This is a genomic window from Xanthomonas sp. AC360 (assembly GCF_979258225.1).
In genome coordinates this window covers 4,234,514-4,253,387 of sequence record NZ_OZ409846.1, presented here as the reverse complement: position 1 = coordinate 4,253,387, position 18,874 = coordinate 4,234,514, and the positions used below count along the sequence as shown (strand labels likewise).

Below are 18,874 nucleotides of genomic sequence, written 5' to 3'. Positions count from 1 at the left end.
CGCGCCGCCGGATTGCCGTGCCGACGTTCGTCTTGCCTGCTACACCCGCGATGCATCCTGTTTTGCGCTGCCAGCGCCGAAGCGCGCGCTGATGGCGATCCGTCAGTTACCCGAGATCCTGATCAACCAGATCGCTGCCGGCGAAGTCGTCGAGCGGCCCGCATCGGTGGTCAAGGAGTTGGTCGAAAACGCCCTGGATGCCGGCGCTACCCGCGTGGATATCGATTTGGAAGAGGGCGGCGTGCGCCTGATCCGCATCCGCGATAACGGTGGCGGCATTCCGCCCGATGAACTGCCGTTGGCGGTGTCGCGGCATGCCACCAGCAAAATCGCCTCGCTGGACGATCTGGAAACCGTCGCCACGCTCGGCTTCCGCGGCGAAGCCTTGCCTTCGATCGCCTCGGTCAGCCGCTTTACGCTGATTTCGCGTCGTCACGATGCCGAACACGGCTCGGCGTTGCAGATCGAAGGCGGGCGGCTTGGCGAAGTAACGCCGCACGCGCATGCGCCCGGCACCACGGTGGAAGTGCGCGAGTTGTTCTTCAACGTGCCGGCGCGGCGCAAGTTTCTGCGTGCCGAACGCACCGAACTTGGGCACATCGAAGAGTGGCTGCGCTCGTTGGCGTTGGCGCGCCCGGATGTGGAATTGCGCGTCTCGCATAACGGCAAACCGTCGCGCCGCTACAAGCCGGGGGATCTGTATTCGGATGCGCGGCTGGGCGAAACCTTGGGCGAGGATTTCGCACGGCAGGCCTTGCGGGTCGATCACAGCGGTGCCGGCCTGCGCCTGCATGGCTGGGTCGCGCAACCGCATTACTCGCGGGCCAGTACCGACCAGCAATATCTCTACGTCAACGGCCGCTCGGTACGCGATCGCAGCGTGGCGCACGCGGTCAAGATGGCCTACGGCGATGTGTTGTTCCATGGCCGCCAACCGGCGTATGTGCTGTTTCTGGAGCTGGACCCGGCGCGCGTGGACGTCAACGTACACCCGGCCAAGCACGAGGTGCGTTTCCGCGAAGCGCGGCTGATTCACGACTTCGTCTATCGCACCTTGCAGGATGCGCTGGCGCAGACGCGGGCCGGCGCCACGCCCAATAGCATCGGCAGCGATGGCGCGGGTTATGCGGCGACTGGTGAGATGGGCAGTCTCGCTGGCGACGGTGCGGCAACATATTCCGGCGCATCCGGAAATGTTGGTGGCTCAGGCAGCTACGCCAACTGGACGCCCTCGCAGACGCCGTTGGGTCTGCGTGTGGACGAAGCGCGTGCAGCCTATAGCGCGTTGTATGCGCCGCCATCTGGCAGCGCACAGCAGTCCGCCAGCCTGCCGCAGTTTTCCGGAACCGGTCTGCCAGTCACGGCCGAAGACAGCGGCGTGCCGCCGTTAGGCTATGCGGTGGCGCAGTTGCACGGCATCTACATCCTGGCCGAAAACGCCGAAGGCCTGATCGTGGTGGACATGCACGCCGCGCACGAACGCATCGGCTACGAGCGGCTCAAGAACGCGCACGACAGCATCGGCCTGCATGCGCAGCCGTTGCTGGTGCCGATGACGCTGGCAGTGGGCGAGCGCGAGGCCGATACCGCCGAGCGCGAGGCCGAGACGCTGGCTACCCTGGGCTTCGAGATCACCCGCGCCGGCCCGCAATCGCTGCACGTCCGCAGCATTCCCGCCTTGCTGGCCAATGCCGAGCCGGAGGCGTTGCTGCGCGACGTGCTTGGCGACCTGCGCGAGCACGGTCAGAGCCGCCGCATCGCCAGCGCACGCGACGAGCTGCTGTCGACCATGGCCTGCCACGGCGCGGTGCGCGCAAATCGACGTCTCACCGTGCCTGAAATGAACGCGCTGCTGCGCGATATGGAAGCCACCGAGCGCTCGGGGCAATGCAACCATGGCCGACCCACCTGGGCTCGGTTTACGCTGAGCGATATTGATCGTTGGTTTCTCAGGGGGCGTTGATGGCAGTGCATACGGGGAAGGGCTGGCTGCTTGGCATGTTGGTGGCAGCAGCGCTGGTCGGATGTGGGCGCGATGCGCCGCCGCCTGCCGCGCCGGTGGCGTTGGACAAGACATTCCTGGCCGACAACGCCGCCTGGCGCGAAAGCCGGATCAACGAACTGCGTGCGCCCGATGGCTGGACCAGTCTGGTCGGGCTGCATTGGCTGTCGCTGAAAGCGCATTACATCGGCAGTAGCGCCGACAGCGGCATCCGGCTCGCGGTCGGGCCGCCGAAGATGGGCATGGTGTCCAGCGAGGGCGGGGCAGTGTGGTTCGTGCCCGAACGTGGCGCTGCGCTCAGCGTGGATGGCAAGCCGCTAACCGGCAGGATCCGCTTCCAGTCCGATCGCGATCCGCAGCCCACGTTCATCCATTTCGACGATGGCAAAGGCGTGCTCAGCCTGATCCATCGCGGCGACCGCTACGCATTGCGGGTCAAGCATGCCGACGCGCCATCGCGCAGCAAATTCGCCGGGCTGGAGTACTGGCCGGCAGATCCTTCTTGGCGCATCACCGCACGCTACGTGCCCAACGATGTCGGCAAGACCATCCCGATCGTGGACATCGTCGGCATCAGTAGCGAGCAGCCCAACGCCGGCGCCATCGTCTTCGAGCGCGATGGCAAGACCTATCGCCTGGAAACGATCGGCGAACCTGGGCGGCCGGTGTTCGTGGTGTTCGCCGACCGCACCAGTGGGCACGGCAGCTATCCGGCCGGGCGCTTCCTGGACGTGGACGTGCCGGATGCGTCCGGTCATGTGGTGGTGGACTTCAATCGCGCCTACAACCCGCCGTGCGCGTTCACTCCCTTCGCAACCTGCCCGTTGCCGCCGCCGGAAAATCGGATCGATCTGGCGGTCTCGGCCGGCGAGAAAACCTACAAGGTGCCGCACTGACGTGATGAGGTGGATACGGTGAACGTTGATGCGATGACGGTGCGCCTGCGTGCGCGCATTGCTGTCTGGTGCAGTGGCGCGCTGATCGGCCTGGCGCTGTGGAGCGGGGCGGCCGCACCGGCCTGGGCGCGCGGTGCCAACGACGCACCTGCCAGCCCGCCGGTGCCACTGTTGTGGAAAGTCGACGGCAAGGGCGGCACGCTCTATCTGCTGGGCTCGTTCCACGTGCTCAAGCCCAGCGATTACCCGTTGTCGCCGGATGTGATGCAGGCATTCGCCAAGGCCGACCGTCTGCTGTTCGAGCTGCCGCCGTCGGATGCGCAATCGCCGCAGCTGGCCAGCCGCATGCTGCAGGTGGCACGACGCACCGATGGCCGCACCCTGCAGGACGTGCTGGACGCAAAGACCTGGCAGGCGCTCAGTGCCTACGCGCGCAAGTACGGCATGTCGATCGATGCTCTGCAGTCGCTCAAACCCTGGTTTGTCGCACTGTCGATCAGCCTGGCCGAGATGAGCCGGCAAGGCATGGACCCGAACGCGGGTCTGGACCATTACCTGATGGATCAGGCGCAGGCCAAGGGCAAGCCCGCCGACGGCCTGGAGCGCGCCGAAGAACAGATCGCCCTGCTCGATGGCATGTCGCCCACCGAGCAGCATCAGCTGCTGGAAGAAGCGCTGGACGAGGCCGATACCACCGATCAGCTGCGTCGCCTGCATGCGGCGTGGCGCAAGGGCGACGTGCACACGCTCTCCACGCAAATGGCCGAAGACATGCGCCGCCAGTACCCGGCGCTGTATCAGGACATCAACGTCGAACGCAATGCGCGCTGGGTGCCGCGGCTGGAAAAACAGCTGGGCAAGGGCAGTGGAACCACCTTGGTCGTGGTGGGCGCCCTGCATCTTTTGGGGACTGACGGTGTGGTGGAGCGCCTGCGTGCGCGCGGCTACCACGTAGAGCGGATCTGCTCGGCCTGCGCGGAGCAGGCCGGCCGCTGACTGCTCGCGCCCCCAGCCCATCGGGCTGGCAGGCGCGAGCAGTGCTGTCATCCGCGGTTGCGTGCCTTGCCGGTGGTACCGGTATGGCTATTGGACGCGCCGTGCGTGCCGGTGCCCATCGGGCCGCTGCCCATGCTGCCGGCGCCAGGCGGGGTTGGCGGTGTGCCAGGGCCACCCGGACGACCGAAACCGGCGCCGAAGTTGCGCTGAAACTCCTGCCACAACTCCAGGTTGCGCTCGGTCAGCTGGTTCATCATCGCCCAGGGGGTCTGCCCGAGCAGGTTGCCCATCTGCTGGCGGAACTGCTGCTGCTGGTCCAGGAACACCTGCATGCTGCGCTCCAGGTAGTTACCCATGAAGCCCTGCAGCGAATCTCCGTAGAAACGGATGATCTGACTCAGCAACTGGGTGGAGAGCATCGGCTCGCCGTCCTGTTCCCGGTCGGCAATGATCTGCAACAAGACGGCACGACTTAAATCTTCGCCACTCTTGGCATCGCGGACTTCGAACTCCTCGCCGTCGATGATCAACTGGCGCACATCTTCGATGGTGATATAGCTGGAAATCTCGGTGTCGTAGAGACGGCGATTGGGATACTTCTTGATGATGCGAAGTCCGGCCATGGAACGTTCACTCACACTGATAGTGCGCGCAGGATGGCGCAGCGCAGCAGCGGTTGCAACAGTCAGAAGGCCTTATTTGCTTAAGCGGACACATTAAAAATGTTGCGCAGCATGGTTTTTGATCCAAATCCATGCTGCACCGCAAAGTTGCAGCAAACGTTACCAGCCCATGTGGTGGCCGCCGTTGATGTCCAGATTGGACCCGGTAATCCAGGCGGCCTCTTCCGCCACCAGAAACGCCACGGCGTAGGCGATCTCTTCCGGGCGTCCCAGCCGGCCGGTCGGGATGTCGGCCACGATCTTGGCGCGCACCTCTTCCGGTACCGCCATCACCATGTCGGTGGCCACGTAACCGGGCGAGACCGTGTTGACCGTGACCCCGAACGCGGCGTTTTCGCGCGCCAGCGAAATGGTGAAGCCGTGCATGCCGGCCTTGGCAGCTGCGTAGTTGGCCTGGCCGTACTGGCCCTTGAGCCCGTTAATGGAACTGATCTGGATCACCCGGCCCCAGCCGCGCTTGCGCATGCCCTCGATCACCGGGCGGGTGACGTTGAACACCGAGTTGAGGTTGGTGTTGATGACGTCGTGCCACTGCTCGGCAGTCATGCGGTGAAAGGTGGTATCGCGGGTGATGCCGGCGTTGTTGACCAGGACCTCGATCGGCCCCAGCGACGCTTCCACCTCCTCGACCAGTGCACGCGCATGCTCGGACGACGCCACATCGCCGCGGAACAGGGAAAATGCGTAGCCCTGTGCCTGCATGCGCTGCTGCCAGTCGCGCGCCTTTTCCTCGTTGCGGAAGTTGCTGGCCACCTTGTGGCCCTGGTCGGCAAGGCGCTTGCAGATGGCGGTACCGATACCGCCGGTGCCGCCGGTGACCAATGCGACGCGAGATGTCATGACGACTCCAATAAGCAGGTAAGTCCGGGGCGATCAGGGTGCCGGCGCAGGCGCCGCACCCGGATGCCGATGCTGGGTCGCAATTCTAGTCACGCCGGGGCTGCGATGCGCGTCCATCGCTGCCCTGGGTGCAGGTGCGCGGTAGCAGGTCGGGCGAAAAATGCTGCACGGCGTGCTGCAGCAGCGTGTCGATATCCGCACGCGGCGGCAGGGCGGACGCCACCTGGCCCAGGGCCTGCCAGGCGGCGCGCAGCGCCGGCAACGGGTCGGCGTCGTCCAGTGCGGGCGCACCGTGCGATTTGGACAGCTTGCGGCCATCGGCATCCAGGATCAGCGGCAGATGCAGATAGCGCGGCTGCGGCAGGTTCAGGGCGCGCTGCAGCAGGAGTTGGCGCGGGGTGGAGTCGAGCAGGTCGGCGCCGCGCACGACATCGGTGATGCCTTGCAGTGCATCGTCCACCACCACCGCCAACTGGTACGCCCAATAGCCATCGGCACGGCGCAACACTACATCGCCTACGTCGGCGTACACGTCCTGCTGCACATGGCCTTGCAAGGCATCGTCGAAGCCGACCGGCGCTTGTGGCGGCACCCGCAGGCGCACCGCGCGCCGGTCGCCCAGTGGCGCCACGCAAGCGTGGTGGATGCCGCCCATCTCGGCCAGATCGGCACGGCTGCAGCTGCATTCGAACGCCAGCCCGGCCTCCAGTAGCGCGGCGATGGCGCCGGTGTAAGGCGCATCGCGGTCGGATTGCCGGATCACTGGCAGGTCCGAGATCAGCCCGAACGCGGCCAGGCTGCGCAGCTGGCGTTCGGACGCGCCTTCTTCAGCGCGTGGCGGGTCGATGTCCTCGATACGCACGCACCACTGCCCACCGGCATGGCGAGCGAGCAACCAGCTGCCGAACGCCGCCAGCAGGGAGCCGAAGTGCAGGGGGCCGGTCGGAGAGGGCGCGAAGCGGCCGCGGTAGAGGGGCGATGGCATAGACAGCTGAATCGTCGGTCAGGTGCTTGCTTGATTTCAAGTCGCGACGGCCGCAAATCCGCAACAGTTCACCCTGCATCAGTGGAGCAAGCGCGTCATGTTCAACCGCATTTTCGTGTTCCTGCTGACCAATCTGGCGGTGTTGTTCCTCGCCAGCATTATGATGTCGGTCTTGGGCGTCAATTCCGCGCAGATGAGCGGCTTGCTGGTGATGGGCGCCATCTTCGGTTTCGGCGGCGCGTTCATCTCTTTGCTGCTGTCCAAATTCATGGCCAAGCGCAGCACCGGTGCGCAGGTCATCACCGAGCCACGCACCCCGACCGAGCGGTGGTTGCTGGAGACGGTACGGCGTCAGGCGCAGGCCGCCGGCATCGGCATGCCGGAAGTGGCGGTCTACGAGGGCCCGGAAATCAATGCCTTCGCAACCGGCGCCAATCGCAACAAAGCTCTGGTCGCGGTCTCCACCGGCCTGCTGCAGAACATGAGCCAGGACGAGGCCGAAGCGGTGCTGGGCCACGAAATCGCCCACGTCGCCAATGGCGACATGGTCACCATGGCGCTGTTGCAAGGCGTGTTGAACACCTTCGTGATCGTGTTGGCGCGCGTGGTCGGCGGCATCATCGACAGCACCTTGTCAGGCAATCGCGAGGGCGGCCGCGGCTTTGCCTACTACATCATCGTGTTCGCGCTGGAGATGGTGTTGGGCATGTTCGCGACCATGATTGCAATGTGGTTCTCGCGCCGTCGCGAGTTCCGCGCCGACGCCGGTGGCGCGCAGCTGGCCGGGCGCAACAAGATGATCGCCGCGCTGGAGCGGCTGTCGCTCAACCACGGCCAGAGCACCTTGCCCTCGCAAGTCCAGGCGTTCGGTATCTCCGGTGGGGTGGGCAATGGCTTGCGTCGCCTGTTCCTCAGCCACCCGCCGCTGACCGAGCGCCTTGCCGCGTTGCGTGCGGCCAATGGCGCTGCACTGTAAGCGGCAGCCGGGATCGCGGCGGCTCCGTGTGATGCGGCAGGCGCTGCCTTCATCAGCATCGATCGTTGGTGCAATGACCACATGAGCGCACCGCCCATGCTCAACGAAACAGTACCCGCTGCATCGCCTGGTCGGAATCCGGTCGACTGCGTATCGGCTTGAAAGACAACAAAAAACCCGCGCATTGCGGGTTTTTTGTTGTGCTGCGTTGCCGGCTTTCGGTTGGATCAGCCGAATTCGTAGTTCATCAGCGGGCCGGTCGGTGCGACAAAATCGCCCTGCACATAATCCACTCCGGCACTGAAGAAGCTGCTCATCGACTGCGCATCGGCGACGAATTCGGCCACGGTCAAAATGCCGGCCGGCTGCGCGCGCGAGGTGATTTCGCGGATCTTTTCCTGGCTCTCGCGGGCCGAGGCCACTTCGCCGGTGATGCCGCGGTCCAGCTTGAGGAAGGCCGGCTGGAAATGCGCGAGCAACTGGAACGAGTCCAGGCCCGAACCGAACTGCTCCAGCCCGACTTTGCAGCCCATCGCCGACACTGCCGCCAGAAACTGCTGGGCATTGCGCAAATGCGTAAACACCTTCGATTCCGGCGTCTGCAACCACAAGCGCTCGCCCGGTACGCCGTAGACCGCCAACTGCTCGCGGATGGTGTCGATCATCTGCGGGTCGGAGAACGAGTTCGGCCCGACACGCACCAGCAGGTGCGTTTTGTGCCCCGCACGTTGCCGTTCACCGAGCTGACGGATGGCGCGGGCCACCACCCAGCGGTCGATTTCGGTGACCAGGTCGTGCTCTTCGGCAATGGCCATGAAGGCATTTGGCGACATCATCTCGCCATTGCGATCCAGACGCAGGAACGCCTGATACAGCTCCAGCGGCTCGCCCTGCAGATTGAGCACCGGCTGGTAATGCAGCAGGAAGCCATCGCCAACCAACGCCTCGCGCAGCTGCTCGACCCAGCGCTCGATGCGTTCTTCCTCGGCGCGGTCGGAGGCGGCCGGGTCGTAGATGCTCACCGCGTTGCCGCCAAGCTCGGCGGTGGTGCGCACCGCCTCGGTCCCGCGATTGAGCACCTGGCCGATGCTGGCGATCTTTTCGCCGATCTGCACGCCGCCGATGCTCACCGTGACCGTGGCCGAGCGCGAGCCGACGCTGAAAACATGCTGCGCGAACGCATCGCGTACCGTTTCCGCCAGCGCGTGGGAGCGTGCGTAGTTGCCGTCCAGCAACAGGGCAAAGCTGTGCTCGCCGAAGCGCGCCGCCACCACGCTTTCATCGACGATACCGGCCACATGCGCGGCCATCGCGGCGATCAGGGCGTCGGCCGAGTCCAGGCCGATCTCGGGAAGGATGCGCGCATAGTGATCCGGCTCGATCAGCAGAAAGCCGGATTGGCCTTCGCTGCGGCCGGCGCGCGCCACCGCCTGTTCCAGCGCCACCATGAAGGTGGGCCGGTTGAGCAGGCCGGTGACCTGATCGCGCTGGCGTAGATCTTCGACCTCGCGCGCCAGTTCCGGGTCGAATTCCTCGCGGCGGCGGAACACCACCTGGATGCACGGCTCGCCTTCGTAGGTGGCGGTGGCAAATTCCATCGTCGCCGGGAAGGTGTCGCCTTCCAGTCGGCGCGCGTCGACCTTGTACTGCGCCGGCGGCGGCTCGCCCTTGGCCATCGCCTTGAGCAACTGCTTGAAGTCGTCGACGTACTGCGCGGCAATCATGTCCAGCAGCGACACGCCTTCGACATCGTCGAACGACTCGAAGCCGAACATTTCCAGATACGCCTCGTTGGCGCGGATATGCATGCCTTCGTGCACGTAGGCGATGGGGTCGCGCGAGGAGGCGATGAGTGCATCGCAGCGGCGCTCGGTTTCGCGCATCTGCGCTTCGATGCGACGCAGGCCGCGACGCGCCTGCAGGTCGGCCCATTCCGAACGCACCAGGGAGAGCAGGTGTTCGGGACGGTGGCGCAGCACGATGGCGCGGATGCCGTGCGCAGCGGCCTCGACCAATGCGTTCTCTTCGATGCGCTCGGCCAGCAGGATGATTGGAATGTCCTTGCCGCTGCCGGCGATCTGCTGCTGCAGAGCGCTCATCGGAATCTGCAGCGCCTGCCCATGCAAGGCCAGATCGATCTGGCCGGCAAGCATGCTGGCGAGCTCTTCCGGAGATTGCGGGCGCGAAGGCCGCACCGCGATGCCGCCGTTGCGCAGCGCCGTCACGATCGCCTCCGCACGCTCGACACTGTCGTCGACGATCATCAGGCGGAGGGTGAGATCTTTACCTCTTTGCATGCGCAACTCCCTGGCGACGGGCTTTAATACACGAAGGTCATCGGCTGCGTCCATGTCTGTGGACAAAGCCGCATCCGGTGTGAGACTTGGGCCACGCTTCCGTGCGATGAAGAGGGATCAGGCCACGCTGCCGGCGGCATGTCCCGATGCCCAGGCCCACTGAAAGTTGTACCCACCCAGCCAGCCGGTGACATCCAGCACTTCGCCGACGAAGTACAGGCCAGTCACCAGCCGCGACTCCATGGTCGCACTTGAGACCTGATCGGTATCGACTCCGCCCAGCGTTACTTCAGCGGTGCGGTAACCCTCGGTTCCGCTGGCGATCAGCGGGAAGGCGGAAAGCAGGTCGGCCGCGCTCTGCAGCTGCGGTGGATCCAGCTGACGCACCGGTTTGTCCGGCAACCACGCTTCGCACAGGCGTTGCGCAAAGCGTCGCGGCATCACATCGCCCAGTACATTGCGCAGCTCGGTGGCCCCGCGTTGCTGTTTCTGCTCGCGCAGCCATGCGCCCGCGTCGTGTCCCGGCAGCAGGTCAAGCCGCAAGTCGTCGCCGGGCTGCCAATAGGACGAGATCTGCAGGATCGCCGGCCCGCTGACGCCGCGGTGGGTGAGCAGCATGAAGTTGCGGAAACTGACCCCGTTGCAGTGCGCCTCCACCGGCAGGGCGAGGCCGGACAAGTCCTGCAGACGTTCCTGATGCTTGCCGCTCAGGGTGAGCGGCACCAGCCCGGCGCGCGTCGGCAGCAGCGTATGGCCGAATTGCTTGGCCAGGGTGTAGCCGAAGCCGCTGGCGCCCATGCTGGGAATCGACAGCCCGCCGGTGGCGACGATCAGCGATTGCGTCTGCACGCGCCCCAAGGTGGTGTCGAGCGTGAAGCCGTCGCTGTCGCGGCGGACCGAACGCACCTCGCATTGGGTGTGGATCTGCACCCCGGCTGCCTCGCACTCGTCCAGCAACAGCCGCACGATCTGCTTGGACGAGGTATCGCAGAACAGCTGGCCCAGCTCTTTCTCGTGATAGGCGATGCCATGGCGCTCGACCAGCTCCACGAAATCGCCCGGGCTGTAGCGCGCCAGCGCAGACTTGCAGAAATGGCGGTTGGCGGAAATGAAGTTGCCCGGCGTGGTGCCGGTATTGGTGAAATTGCAGCGCCCGCCGCCGGACATCAGGATTTTCTTGCCGACCTTGTTGGCGTGGTCCAGTACCAGCACCTGACGGCCACGCCGGCCGGCGGTGAAGGCGCTCATCAGGCCGGCAGCCCCGGCACCGATGACCAGCACGTCGCAACGCATGTTCATTCGGCTGGCGCTTGCCGCACCATCGGGGTCAGGGTGACGCTGCCGTGGTCGGCCAGCATCTGCACTTCGCCGTCCTGGATGATCACGTCAAAACGCATGCCGCGCTGGATCAGCGCCCCCAGTGCCTCGGTGGCCTGCGATTCCAGTTCGATCACGCGCAGGTTGCTGTGCCGGCCCATGGCGTTGGCGTGTTTCTTCCACCATGTTTCGGTGGCCTGACCGCCGTAGCCGATCACTACCGCTTCGCGCGAACGGTTGCAGGCCTTGCGCACGCGGCTCTCGTCGGGCTGGCCGAGGTCGATCCATAGATCCGGGTCGCCGGTGTAGTCGCGCCGCCACAGGTCGGGCTCGTCGTCGTTGCTGAGGCCGCGGCCAAATTCCAGGCGGTCGTCGGCGAACAAGGCGAACGCGAGCAGCCGCACCATCAGGCGCTCGTCGGTTTCGGAAGGATGTTGGGCCAGAGTCAGCGGATGGTTGGCGTAGTAGCCGCGGTCCATGTCGCTGATCTGAAGTTCCGCCCTGCGGACGGTGGCGGTGAGAGCCATCAGGATGCCGATTGCAAAGGGCGCTCATGATACGCGCCCGTTCCAGCTGCGGCGCGTTAGGTCGGCGTGCGTGGTTGCGCGGCCAGCCAGCGGTCCAGCTGGGCAGCGAAGGCCTGGCGATCGCGTGCGTGCAGTGCCGGCGGCCCGCCGGTCGCGATGCCTGCACCGCGCAACTCCTCCATGAAGCCACGGACCGACAGGCGCTCCTTGATGGTGTTGCTGGTGAACGCTTCACCGCGCAGGCCGACCGCCGTAGCACCGGCTTCCAGCGCGCGTGCGGCCAGCGGAATGTCCTGAGTCACCACCAGGTCGCCTGCGGCCACCCGTTCGGCGATCGCGTCGTCTGCCGCGTCCGGGCCGCCAGGCACCTGCAAGGTCCGGACATGGGGCAGGGACGGCGTGCTGAGATAGTGATTGGCGACCAGGGTCACGGCGATGCCGGTGCGCGCAGCGGCGCGAAACAGGATGTCGCGGATCACCGCGGGGCAGGCGTCGGCATCGACCCATATCTGCGCGCGTGTCGGTGTTTGAGGCGTATTCATCGCACTATTGTGGATGGGGAGGGACCTGACAGACAGTCGGATTTGGCCTGACTGCAAAAGATTTGACGCGAGGTGTCGCTTTTTGCCGAAAACACGAGTACTGTGCACGCACTGTGTTTGCAAGGGTCACCGTGAATCGTGGCCTGATGCAGCCGGATCGTTACAGATCTCGCTTCATCGTTCCGCTTTACCAACGCCTGCAACTCAGTCTCAGCTCCGGCTTTTCGGACGCTGCGATTTATCAATCTATAGTTCAGGAGTTAGTAAAATGTCAGATGCATCACGTCAGAGCGGTACCGTGAAGTGGTTCAACGATGCCAAGGGCTTCGGCTTCATCACCCCGGAAAGCGGCCCGGACCTGTTCGTGCACTTCCGTGCCATCCAGGGCACCGGCTTCAAGTCGCTGCAGGAAGGCCAGAAGGTCACCTTCGTCGCCGTGCAGGGCCAGAAGGGCATGCAGGCTGACCAGGTGCAGGCGGTCTAATCCGTCTGCAACCTTAGGGTTGCCAAAAACGCCGGTCGCGAAAGCGGCCGGCGTTTTTTATTGTCGGCGTTTTTATTATCCCTTAGTGACCCTGCGCCGGTGTGGTCGTGTGTGTCTCCACGCCACGGCTGGTCTGCATCCAGTTCGTGCCTGTCCGGTGTTCGATTTGCCGAGTTTCCCGGTCTTCCTGCCGCCTCCAGTCATCCAACCACGTTAGTTGGTCAGCCTGCCTCTGCGGCGGTTGCTCACCGTGCGTTGTGTCGGGCAACACACAATAACGATCAAGCGACAGACCGACGATTGCTCGGCGGGCGGCAATGCTTGCGCGCGGCAATGACGTCCAGATGGGTAGGATGGTGTTTTCCGTGTGCGGCCGCTTGCCATGATCACTGTTCACCATCTCAATAACTCCCGTTCGCAGCGCGTGCTGTGGCTGCTCGAAGAGTTGGCGCTGCCCTATCAGATCGTGCGCCATGAGCGCGATCCCAAGACCATGTTGGCCCCAGCAGAGTTGCGCGCGATCCACCCGCTGGGCAAGTCGCCGGTCATTGTCGATGGCGGCCTGACCATCGCCGAGTCGGGCGCCATTCTTGAGTATCTGACCGAGCGCTACGACACCGAATGCGCACTGTCGCCGCCTGCGCGGCCGATCGACTCCCCGGAGCGTCAGCAGTTCCGGTACTGGATGCACTACGCCGAAGGCTCGGCCATGCCGCCGCTGTTGATGACCTTGATCTTCGGTCGCATCCGGAGCGCGCCGATGCCGTTCTTCGCCAAACCCATTGCGCGTGCCATCGTGGACAAGGCGATGTCGGGTTTTGTCGGACCGCAGGTGAAGTTGCATCTGGACTGGATGGAGCAGTCGCTGCAGGCCAGTACCTGGTTTGCCGGCGAGCGCTTTACCGCTGCCGATATCCAGATGAGTTTCCCGGCCCAAGCTGCGGCGGCACGTGGTGGCGGGCTGGAGAACTATCCGCGCTTGCGCGCGTTTCTGGAACGGATCGAGGCGCGCCCCGCGTATCAGGCTGCATTGAAGAAAGGTGGTCCCTACGCGCTGATGGGACGCAACAACAACGCCTGACGCTGGATATGACAACGGCGTGGCTTCGGCAGCCACGCCGCTGCTAGATCACCGGCCCATGGCGGAGCTGCCAGCCGCGCAGTCGCTCATCATGGTCGCCAACCCATCCCAGCCTTAGCGCGCTTTGCACTGGCGAAGAAACTGCACGGTGTCGCGAAGTTCCGGCGAATCTGCCGGCGGCTTGCGGAAGGCGAGCACCAGGCCCATGTGGCCGACGCCTGGATAAAACTTGACCTGCACGTTTTCTCCTTTGCTGCGCATGGCTGCGGCCAGCGCAACGCTGTTTTGTGGCTCGACGACGCGGTCGGCGTCGCCGTGCAACAGCAGCATCGGCGGTTCGTTGCCGTCGACGTAGAGCACCGGTTGCGACTTGGCCTGATCGGCTGGCGAGGTGCCGAAGATCTCGACGATTTCGGGATCGGTCATCGGAACAAAATCATAGGGTCCGGCCAGGCCGACAAAGCCGCACAATTGCTGCGGTTGCAAGCCTTGTGCTTGCAGCCAGCTGCGATCGGTCGCCAGCAGCCCGGCGATGTGGGCACCGGCCGAGTGCCCCATCACGGCCAGCCGCGTGGGGTCGCCGCCGTACGCATGCGCGTGCCGATAGCTCCAGGCGGTTGCGCTGGCGGCATCGGCCATGAACCCTTGCAGCCCCACCTGCGGGAACTTGCGGTAGTCGGCCACCATCGTGACGACACCTTGACGGGCCAGTGCGCGGCCCATCCAGCGATAGTTGGCGCGCTTGCCGTGTTTCCAGGTGCCGCCATAGAAAAACACCACCACCGGCGCGTCCACTACACCGCGTGGCTGGTAGACGTCCAGTGCCAGACCATGTTCGGGATCGAAAACCTGGTTGGGATGTTCGACGACGCCATCGCGGCTGGAGGCGGCATTGATGCCACCGAAGAACACGCTGCTGCAGGCCGTCAGGGTGAGCGAGCCGAGCAGCAGGAGGGCGGGACGGATCCAGCGGAATGCGCGAAGAGGCATGGGCGATGTCGGTCAGGAAGGGGCGTGAGTCGGTCGGGTGCGAACGAGTGGTGCGCGCTGGATCGCGTGCACGTCCATCGGCAGCGATGTCCGCCAATTGCGCATTGCATCGGCGGCCGTGTGGCGATTGCGACGCGTATTAGCGGTGATCTGTTGTCGCCAGCATGTGCAGGAGGAGCTCGCTTGGTGTCGGTATGCGAAGTGAAGATACGCTGCGCACGCGCGCCCGGATGCGGGGCAGCCTATGTCAAGTTCACCATCGGTGGCCTAGGCTTGCGGTATGACAACGCTGCACTTTGATAATCGCCTGCGCCAACAGTTGCCCGGTGACCCAGAAAACGGTTCGCGCCGTCGCGAGGTCAGCGCCGCCTGGTCGTCGGTGCTGCCGACCCCGGTTGCTGCGCCGCGCGTGATCGCCTATTCGGCGGAGATGGCGCAGGCCCTCGGGTTGGACGCGGCCGAGATTGCGAGTGCGCGCTTTGCCGAGGTCTTTGGCGGCAATAGCCTGTATCCGGGCATGCAGCCATGGGCTGTCAATTACGGCGGTCACCAGTTCGGCCATTGGGCTGGCCAACTGGGCGACGGCAGGGCGATTTCCCTGGGCGAAGCGATCGGTGTGGATGGCGGGCGTTACGAGTTGCAGCTCAAGGGCGCCGGCCCGACGCCGTATTCGCGCGGCGCCGATGGCCGGGCAGTGCTGCGGTCGTCGATTCGCGAATTCCTGTGCAGCGAAGCGATGCACCATCTCGGCGTGCCGACCACGCGTGCGTTGAGCCTGTTGACCACTGGCGATGCAGTGGTACGCGACATGTTCTACGACGGCCGGCCGCAGCGGGAGCCGGGGGCGATTGTGTGCCGGGTGGCGCCATCGTTCATCCGTTTCGGCAATTTCGAATTGCCGAGTGCACGCGGTGATGTTGCCCTGTTACGGCAATGGGTGGAGTTCACCATTGCGCGCGATTTCCCTGAACTGGACGGCAGTGGCGAGGCGCTCTATGCGGCGTGGTTCGCGCAGATCTGCGAGCGCACTGCGGTGATGGTGGCGCACTGGATGCGGGTGGGCTTCGTGCACGGGGTGATGAATACCGACAACATGTCGATCCTGGGCCTGACCATCGATTACGGCCCGTATGGGTGGATAGACGATTACGACCCGGACTGGACCCCGAACACCACCGATGCGCAGGGTCGCCGCTATCGCTTCGGCACCCAGCCGCAGGTGGCGTACTGGAACCTGGGCCGCCTGGCGCAGGCGCTGGCGCCGCTGTTCGCCGACGCCGCACCGCTGCAGCAGGGGCTGGACCGGTTTCGCGACACCTATCTGGCGTGCGACCGCAACGACGCCGCTGCCAAGTTGGGGCTGGCCGAGTGCCGCGACGAGGACCTGCAACTGCTCGATGCGCTGCGCGATCTGATGCGCGAGGCGGAAATGGACATGACGCTGACCTTCCGCGCGTTGATCGACCTCACGCCTGAGCAGCCGGATCCGCAGCTGCTGCACGAGGCGTTCTACGACGAACACAAGCGCCTGGCCACTGCGCCGCAGCTGCACGACTGGTTACAGCGTTATGCCGCTCGGCTGCAGCTGGACAGCTTGTCGCCGGAGCAGCGGCGCGAGCGGATGCGCCTGGCCAACCCGCGCTACGTGCTGCGCAATTACCTGGCGCAGCAGGCGATCGACAAGGCCGAGCAGGGCGACCCATCGGGCGTGCAGGAAGTGTTGGAGATCATGCGCCGGCCGTATGACGACCAACCAGGCAACGCGGCGTTCGCTGCCCGCCGGCCGGAGTGGGCGCGCGATCGCGCCGGGTGTTCGATGCTGTCCTGCAGTTCCTGACGCGCTCAGACGCACGGATGCCATAAATGCCGCGTCAAGCGCTGCGCAGCCTAGAATAGGGCGGTCCCCACCGGCAACGACGCCATCCCACCATGACAGACTGCACCCGCTGCGCCGGCACCAACTCCTCCGGCCCCAATCACTGGTCGGAACGGATTCGCGACATCGGCGATTTCCCCAAGCCGGGCATCGTCTTCAAGGACATCACGCCGCTGCTGTCCGATGGCCCGGATTTCGCTTCTGCGCTGGATGAGATGGCGCAGCCCTGGCGCACCACGCCGCTGGACGCGGTGCTGGGCATCGAAGCGCGCGGCTTCATCCTGGGCGCGGCCTTGGCGCGCGAACTGCGTACCGGGTTCGTGCCGGTCCGCAAGCCGGGCAAGCTGCCGGGGCGCACCCTGATCCAGGAATATGCCCTGGAGTACGGCACCGATCGCATCGAAATGCACGAAGACGCATTGCCACGCGGCGCGCGTGTGCTGATTGTCGACGACGTGCTGGCCACCGGCGGCACGTTGCGTGCTGCGCTGAGCCTGGCCGCACAGCTGGAGCTGGAAATCGTTGGCGCGGCGGTGCTCGTCGAGCTGAAAGCATTGCAGGGCCGCGAGAAGTGGGTCAACGATGTGCCGCTGCTGGCGACCTTGGCTTACTGAGGTCGACCGCCTGACCTAGCGCGCTTGCCGGTAGATAGAGTCGCGGTGGGTGTTCGGAGTGCGCTTGCCAGCAGGCAGGCGCAATGGCCCTCGGGGTGCACAGCGAATGCGTCTGCATCGCAGCTCTCGGCCATGCTCTGGTACCTGCCCAGAACTGCGCGCTACCGGTTGTTGGCCGCGCCGAATCGTGTATCGCGGCAGTCAATGCTACGAGCAAGTGCACGCATCGGCGTAACGCCAGCAAGGCCTCGCATGCGGCCGGCATTGCACCGGCCGCATCTGTCGCGTGAGATTCGCTGAACTCGGCCAATGCCGCATCCAGGTTCATGCGCTCGCGCAGGCTGCGACCGTTGCTTAGAGCTTGCTGACCCGGAACCGGCGTCCCTTGATCTTGCCCGCGTGCAGATGCGCCAAGGCCTTGGCGACGTGCGCGCGCGCGATGGCGACGTAGGAGCGGGTGGGGTAGATGGCGATCTTGCCGATGGCCGCGCCCGACAGTCCGGCTTCACCGGTCAGCGCGCCCAGGATGTCGCCGGCACGCAGCTTGTCGGTCTTGCCGCCGTCGATCCGCAATGTGGTCATCGCCGCCTGCGGCAGCTGCGCCGGGCGCGCGGTCGCCAACGGTGCACGCGACCACTTCAGCGGCTGGCCCTGTTCGACTTCCAGCGCCTGCGCGCGCGCTGTTTCGCGTGAGGCCACCAGGCTGAGCGCAAGCCCACGCTTGCCGGCGCGGGCGGTGCGGCCGATGCGGTGGCGGTAGGTTTCGGTATCGGTAGGCAGCTCGTAATTGACTACGGCCGCCAGGTCTTCCACGTCCAGCCCGCGTGCGGCCACGTCGCTGGCTACCAGTACGTTGCAGCTGCGGTTGACGAAGCGCACCAGCACTTCATCGCGGTCGCGCTGTTCCATGTCGCCATGCAGCGCGAGTGCGGAGAAACCGAACTCCTGCAGCGAGCCGGCCACTTCATCCACTTCCTTGCGGGTATTGCAGAACACCACGCTGGATTCGGGATTGAAGCGCAGCAGCAGGCCGGCAACCGCCTTCTGCCGATAGGTCGGGTCGACCACGAAGAATTGCTGATCGATTTCCGGCGCGTTGTCGGCGCCTTCGACGGTGATTTCGATCGGGTCCTTCAGGATCTCGCGCGCCAAGGTGCGGATGATGTCCGGGAAGGTGGCCGAAAACAGCAGGCTCTGGCGGTGTTTGTCGCAGCGGCTGGCGATTTCGCGGATGGGTTCTTCGAACCCCATGTCGAGCATGCGGTCGGCTTCGTCCAGCACCAGCGTGCGCACGCCGCCCAGATGCAGCGCGCGCTTGCGCGCCAGTTCCTGGATGCGGCCGGGCGTGCCGACCACCACTTGCGGGTCATGCGCCTCCAGCGAGGCCAGCTGCGGGCCCAGCGGCATGCCGCCGGTGAGCACCACCAGCTTCATGTTGGGGATGCCGGTGGCCAGCTTGCGCAGCTGCTTGCCGACCTGGTCTGCCAGTTCGCGGGTGGGGCAGAGCACCAGCGCCTGCGCACGGGTCAAGGCAGGGTCGAGCTTCTGCAGCAGGCCCAGCCCGAACGCGGCGGTCTTGCCGCTACCGGTCGGCGCCTGGGCGATGACGTCCAGCCCCTGCAGGATCGGCGGCAGGCTCTGCGCCTGGATGGGAGTAAGGACGGTGTAGCCAAGGGCGTCGATGCCGGGGGCCAGGGCCGGCGACAGCGGCAGCGCGGAGAATTCGTTCATGGCGCATTTTAGCCGGGAATCGGGAGTGGGAATCGGG

General features: G+C 65.2%; 17 protein-coding genes. 8 read left to right on the top strand and 9 right to left on the bottom strand.

Translation table 11 applies throughout. The features are described 5' to 3' along the window. Nucleotides 1-91: 91 nt before the first annotated feature. Genes mutL through ACZZ0O_RS18220 form a run of 3 tightly spaced genes read left to right on the top strand, consistent with a single transcriptional unit; the run spans nucleotide 92 to nucleotide 3,894 of the window. Nucleotides 92-1,963 (top strand): DNA mismatch repair endonuclease MutL, encoded by a 1,872-nt coding sequence (mutL, locus tag ACZZ0O_RS18230; RefSeq protein WP_463591459.1) that lies wholly within the window; start codon nucleotides 92-94, stop codon nucleotides 1,961-1,963. Next, a complete protein-coding gene (locus ACZZ0O_RS18225) occupies nucleotides 1,963-2,898 on the top strand; it encodes a DUF1684 domain-containing protein (RefSeq protein ID WP_463591458.1) in 936 nt (311 codons plus the stop codon). Before mutL ends, ACZZ0O_RS18225 begins: the two co-directional genes overlap by 1 nt. 33 nt (nucleotides 2,899-2,931) lie before the next feature. After that, nucleotides 2,932-3,894, top strand: a complete 963-nt coding sequence (locus ACZZ0O_RS18220; RefSeq protein ID WP_463592488.1) for a TraB/GumN family protein — start codon at nucleotides 2,932-2,934, stop codon at nucleotides 3,892-3,894. Nucleotides 3,895-3,941: 47 nt separating this feature from the next. On the opposite strand, the gene phaR is transcribed toward ACZZ0O_RS18220, so the two are convergent. The 3 genes from phaR to gluQRS form a co-directional block, all read right to left on the bottom strand. After that, nucleotides 3,942-4,517 (bottom strand): polyhydroxyalkanoate synthesis repressor PhaR, encoded by a 576-nt coding sequence (gene phaR, locus ACZZ0O_RS18215; RefSeq protein WP_005994381.1) that lies wholly within the window; start codon nucleotides 4,515-4,517, stop codon nucleotides 3,942-3,944. Between the two features lie 159 nt (nucleotides 4,518-4,676). After that, the gene (gene phbB, locus ACZZ0O_RS18210; protein WP_463591457.1) at nucleotides 4,677-5,417 is read right to left on the bottom strand and encodes an acetoacetyl-CoA reductase; all 741 of its coding nucleotides are present in this window, start codon (nucleotides 5,415-5,417) and stop codon (nucleotides 4,677-4,679) included. Nucleotides 5,418-5,502: 85 nt separating this feature from the next. After that, complete coding sequence (gene gluQRS, locus ACZZ0O_RS18205; protein WP_463591456.1) at nucleotides 5,503-6,402, bottom strand: tRNA glutamyl-Q(34) synthetase GluQRS; 900 nt, start codon at nucleotides 6,400-6,402, stop codon at nucleotides 5,503-5,505. A gap of 97 nt (nucleotides 6,403-6,499) precedes the next feature. Here gluQRS and htpX point away from each other — a divergent pair, with 97 nt between their 5' ends. After that, complete coding sequence (gene htpX / locus ACZZ0O_RS18200) at nucleotides 6,500-7,378, top strand: protease HtpX (RefSeq protein WP_463591455.1); 879 nt, start codon at nucleotides 6,500-6,502, stop codon at nucleotides 7,376-7,378. A gap of 227 nt (nucleotides 7,379-7,605) precedes the next feature. On the opposite strand, the gene ACZZ0O_RS18195 is transcribed toward htpX, so the two are convergent. From ACZZ0O_RS18195 to ACZZ0O_RS18180, 4 genes are all read right to left on the bottom strand, one after another. Beyond that, on the bottom strand, nucleotides 7,606-9,675 hold the full coding sequence (locus tag ACZZ0O_RS18195) for a GGDEF/EAL domain-containing response regulator (RefSeq protein ID WP_115514532.1): 2,070 nt from the start codon (nucleotides 9,673-9,675) through the stop codon (nucleotides 7,606-7,608). A gap of 117 nt (nucleotides 9,676-9,792) precedes the next feature. Next, the gene (locus tag ACZZ0O_RS18190) at nucleotides 9,793-10,974 is read right to left on the bottom strand and encodes a BaiN/RdsA family NAD(P)/FAD-dependent oxidoreductase (protein WP_463591454.1); all 1,182 of its coding nucleotides are present in this window, start codon (nucleotides 10,972-10,974) and stop codon (nucleotides 9,793-9,795) included. Next, a complete protein-coding gene (locus tag ACZZ0O_RS18185) occupies nucleotides 10,971-11,519 on the bottom strand; it encodes a YaeQ family protein (protein ID WP_055851955.1) in 549 nt (182 codons plus the stop codon). Before ACZZ0O_RS18185 ends, ACZZ0O_RS18190 begins: the two co-directional genes overlap by 4 nt. Before the next feature lie 56 nt (nucleotides 11,520-11,575). After that, entirely contained in the window at nucleotides 11,576-12,061 is a 486-nt protein-coding gene (locus ACZZ0O_RS18180; RefSeq protein WP_463591453.1) for a YaiI/YqxD family protein, read from the bottom strand. 268 nt (nucleotides 12,062-12,329) lie between these two features. Here ACZZ0O_RS18180 and ACZZ0O_RS18175 point away from each other — a divergent pair, with 268 nt between their 5' ends. After that, the gene (locus ACZZ0O_RS18175) at nucleotides 12,330-12,545 is read left to right on the top strand and encodes a cold-shock protein (protein ID WP_005923176.1); all 216 of its coding nucleotides are present in this window, start codon (nucleotides 12,330-12,332) and stop codon (nucleotides 12,543-12,545) included. A gap of 382 nt (nucleotides 12,546-12,927) precedes the next feature. After that, nucleotides 12,928-13,626 (top strand): glutathione S-transferase family protein, encoded by a 699-nt coding sequence (locus tag ACZZ0O_RS18170; protein ID WP_463591452.1) that lies wholly within the window; start codon nucleotides 12,928-12,930, stop codon nucleotides 13,624-13,626. A 114-nt stretch (nucleotides 13,627-13,740) separates the two neighbouring features. On the opposite strand, the gene ACZZ0O_RS18165 is transcribed toward ACZZ0O_RS18170, so the two are convergent. Next, nucleotides 13,741-14,616 carry an alpha/beta hydrolase gene (locus tag ACZZ0O_RS18165; protein WP_463591451.1) on the bottom strand — a complete coding sequence of 292 codons (876 nt, stop codon included), beginning with the start codon at nucleotides 14,614-14,616 and terminating at the stop codon, nucleotides 13,741-13,743. A 280-nt stretch (nucleotides 14,617-14,896) separates the two neighbouring features. On the opposite strand from ACZZ0O_RS18165, the gene ACZZ0O_RS18160 reads away from it, so the two are divergent. Both ACZZ0O_RS18160 and ACZZ0O_RS18155 read left to right on the top strand, forming a co-directional pair. Next, nucleotides 14,897-16,453, top strand: a complete 1,557-nt coding sequence (locus ACZZ0O_RS18160; RefSeq protein ID WP_463591450.1) for a protein adenylyltransferase SelO — start codon at nucleotides 14,897-14,899, stop codon at nucleotides 16,451-16,453. Nucleotides 16,454-16,545: 92 nt separating this feature from the next. Continuing rightward, nucleotides 16,546-17,106 carry an adenine phosphoribosyltransferase gene (locus tag ACZZ0O_RS18155; protein WP_055851973.1) on the top strand — a complete coding sequence of 187 codons (561 nt, stop codon included), beginning with the start codon at nucleotides 16,546-16,548 and terminating at the stop codon, nucleotides 17,104-17,106. Nucleotides 17,107-17,460: 354 nt separating this feature from the next. Here ACZZ0O_RS18155 and dbpA read toward each other — a convergent pair whose 3' ends face one another. After that, nucleotides 17,461-18,837, bottom strand: a complete 1,377-nt coding sequence (gene dbpA / locus ACZZ0O_RS18150; protein WP_463591449.1) for an ATP-dependent RNA helicase DbpA — start codon at nucleotides 18,835-18,837, stop codon at nucleotides 17,461-17,463. Nucleotides 18,838-18,874: the final 37 nt, after the last annotated feature.

Bases quoted from the DNA above. Each gene is read 5' to 3' on its own strand.
- mutL (WP_463591459.1), top strand. From the start codon at position 92: ATGGCGATCCGTCAGTTACCCGAGATCCTGATCAACCAGATCGCTGCC.
- ACZZ0O_RS18225 (WP_463591458.1), top strand. From the start codon at position 1,963: ATGGCAGTGCATACGGGGAAGGGCTGGCTGCTTGGCATGTTGGTGGCA.
- ACZZ0O_RS18220 (WP_463592488.1), top strand. From the start codon at position 2,932: ATGACGGTGCGCCTGCGTGCGCGCATTGCTGTCTGGTGCAGTGGCGCG.
- phaR (WP_005994381.1), bottom strand. From the start codon at position 4,517: ATGGCCGGACTTCGCATCATCAAGAAGTATCCCAATCGCCGTCTCTAC.
- phbB (WP_463591457.1), bottom strand. From the start codon at position 5,417: ATGACATCTCGCGTCGCATTGGTCACCGGCGGCACCGGCGGTATCGGT.
- gluQRS (WP_463591456.1), bottom strand. From the start codon at position 6,402: ATGCCATCGCCCCTCTACCGCGGCCGCTTCGCGCCCTCTCCGACCGGC.
- htpX (WP_463591455.1), top strand. From the start codon at position 6,500: ATGTTCAACCGCATTTTCGTGTTCCTGCTGACCAATCTGGCGGTGTTG.
- ACZZ0O_RS18195 (WP_115514532.1), bottom strand. From the start codon at position 9,675: ATGCAAAGAGGTAAAGATCTCACCCTCCGCCTGATGATCGTCGACGAC.
- ACZZ0O_RS18190 (WP_463591454.1), bottom strand. From the start codon at position 10,974: ATGAACATGCGTTGCGACGTGCTGGTCATCGGTGCCGGGGCTGCCGGC.
- ACZZ0O_RS18185 (WP_055851955.1), bottom strand. From the start codon at position 11,519: ATGGCTCTCACCGCCACCGTCCGCAGGGCGGAACTTCAGATCAGCGAC.
- ACZZ0O_RS18180 (WP_463591453.1), bottom strand. From the start codon at position 12,061: ATGAATACGCCTCAAACACCGACACGCGCGCAGATATGGGTCGATGCC.
- ACZZ0O_RS18175 (WP_005923176.1), top strand. From the start codon at position 12,330: ATGTCAGATGCATCACGTCAGAGCGGTACCGTGAAGTGGTTCAACGAT.
- ACZZ0O_RS18170 (WP_463591452.1), top strand. From the start codon at position 12,928: ATGATCACTGTTCACCATCTCAATAACTCCCGTTCGCAGCGCGTGCTG.
- ACZZ0O_RS18165 (WP_463591451.1), bottom strand. From the start codon at position 14,616: ATGCCTCTTCGCGCATTCCGCTGGATCCGTCCCGCCCTCCTGCTGCTC.
- ACZZ0O_RS18160 (WP_463591450.1), top strand. From the start codon at position 14,897: ATGACAACGCTGCACTTTGATAATCGCCTGCGCCAACAGTTGCCCGGT.
- ACZZ0O_RS18155 (WP_055851973.1), top strand. From the start codon at position 16,546: ATGACAGACTGCACCCGCTGCGCCGGCACCAACTCCTCCGGCCCCAAT.
- dbpA (WP_463591449.1), bottom strand. From the start codon at position 18,837: ATGAACGAATTCTCCGCGCTGCCGCTGTCGCCGGCCCTGGCCCCCGGC.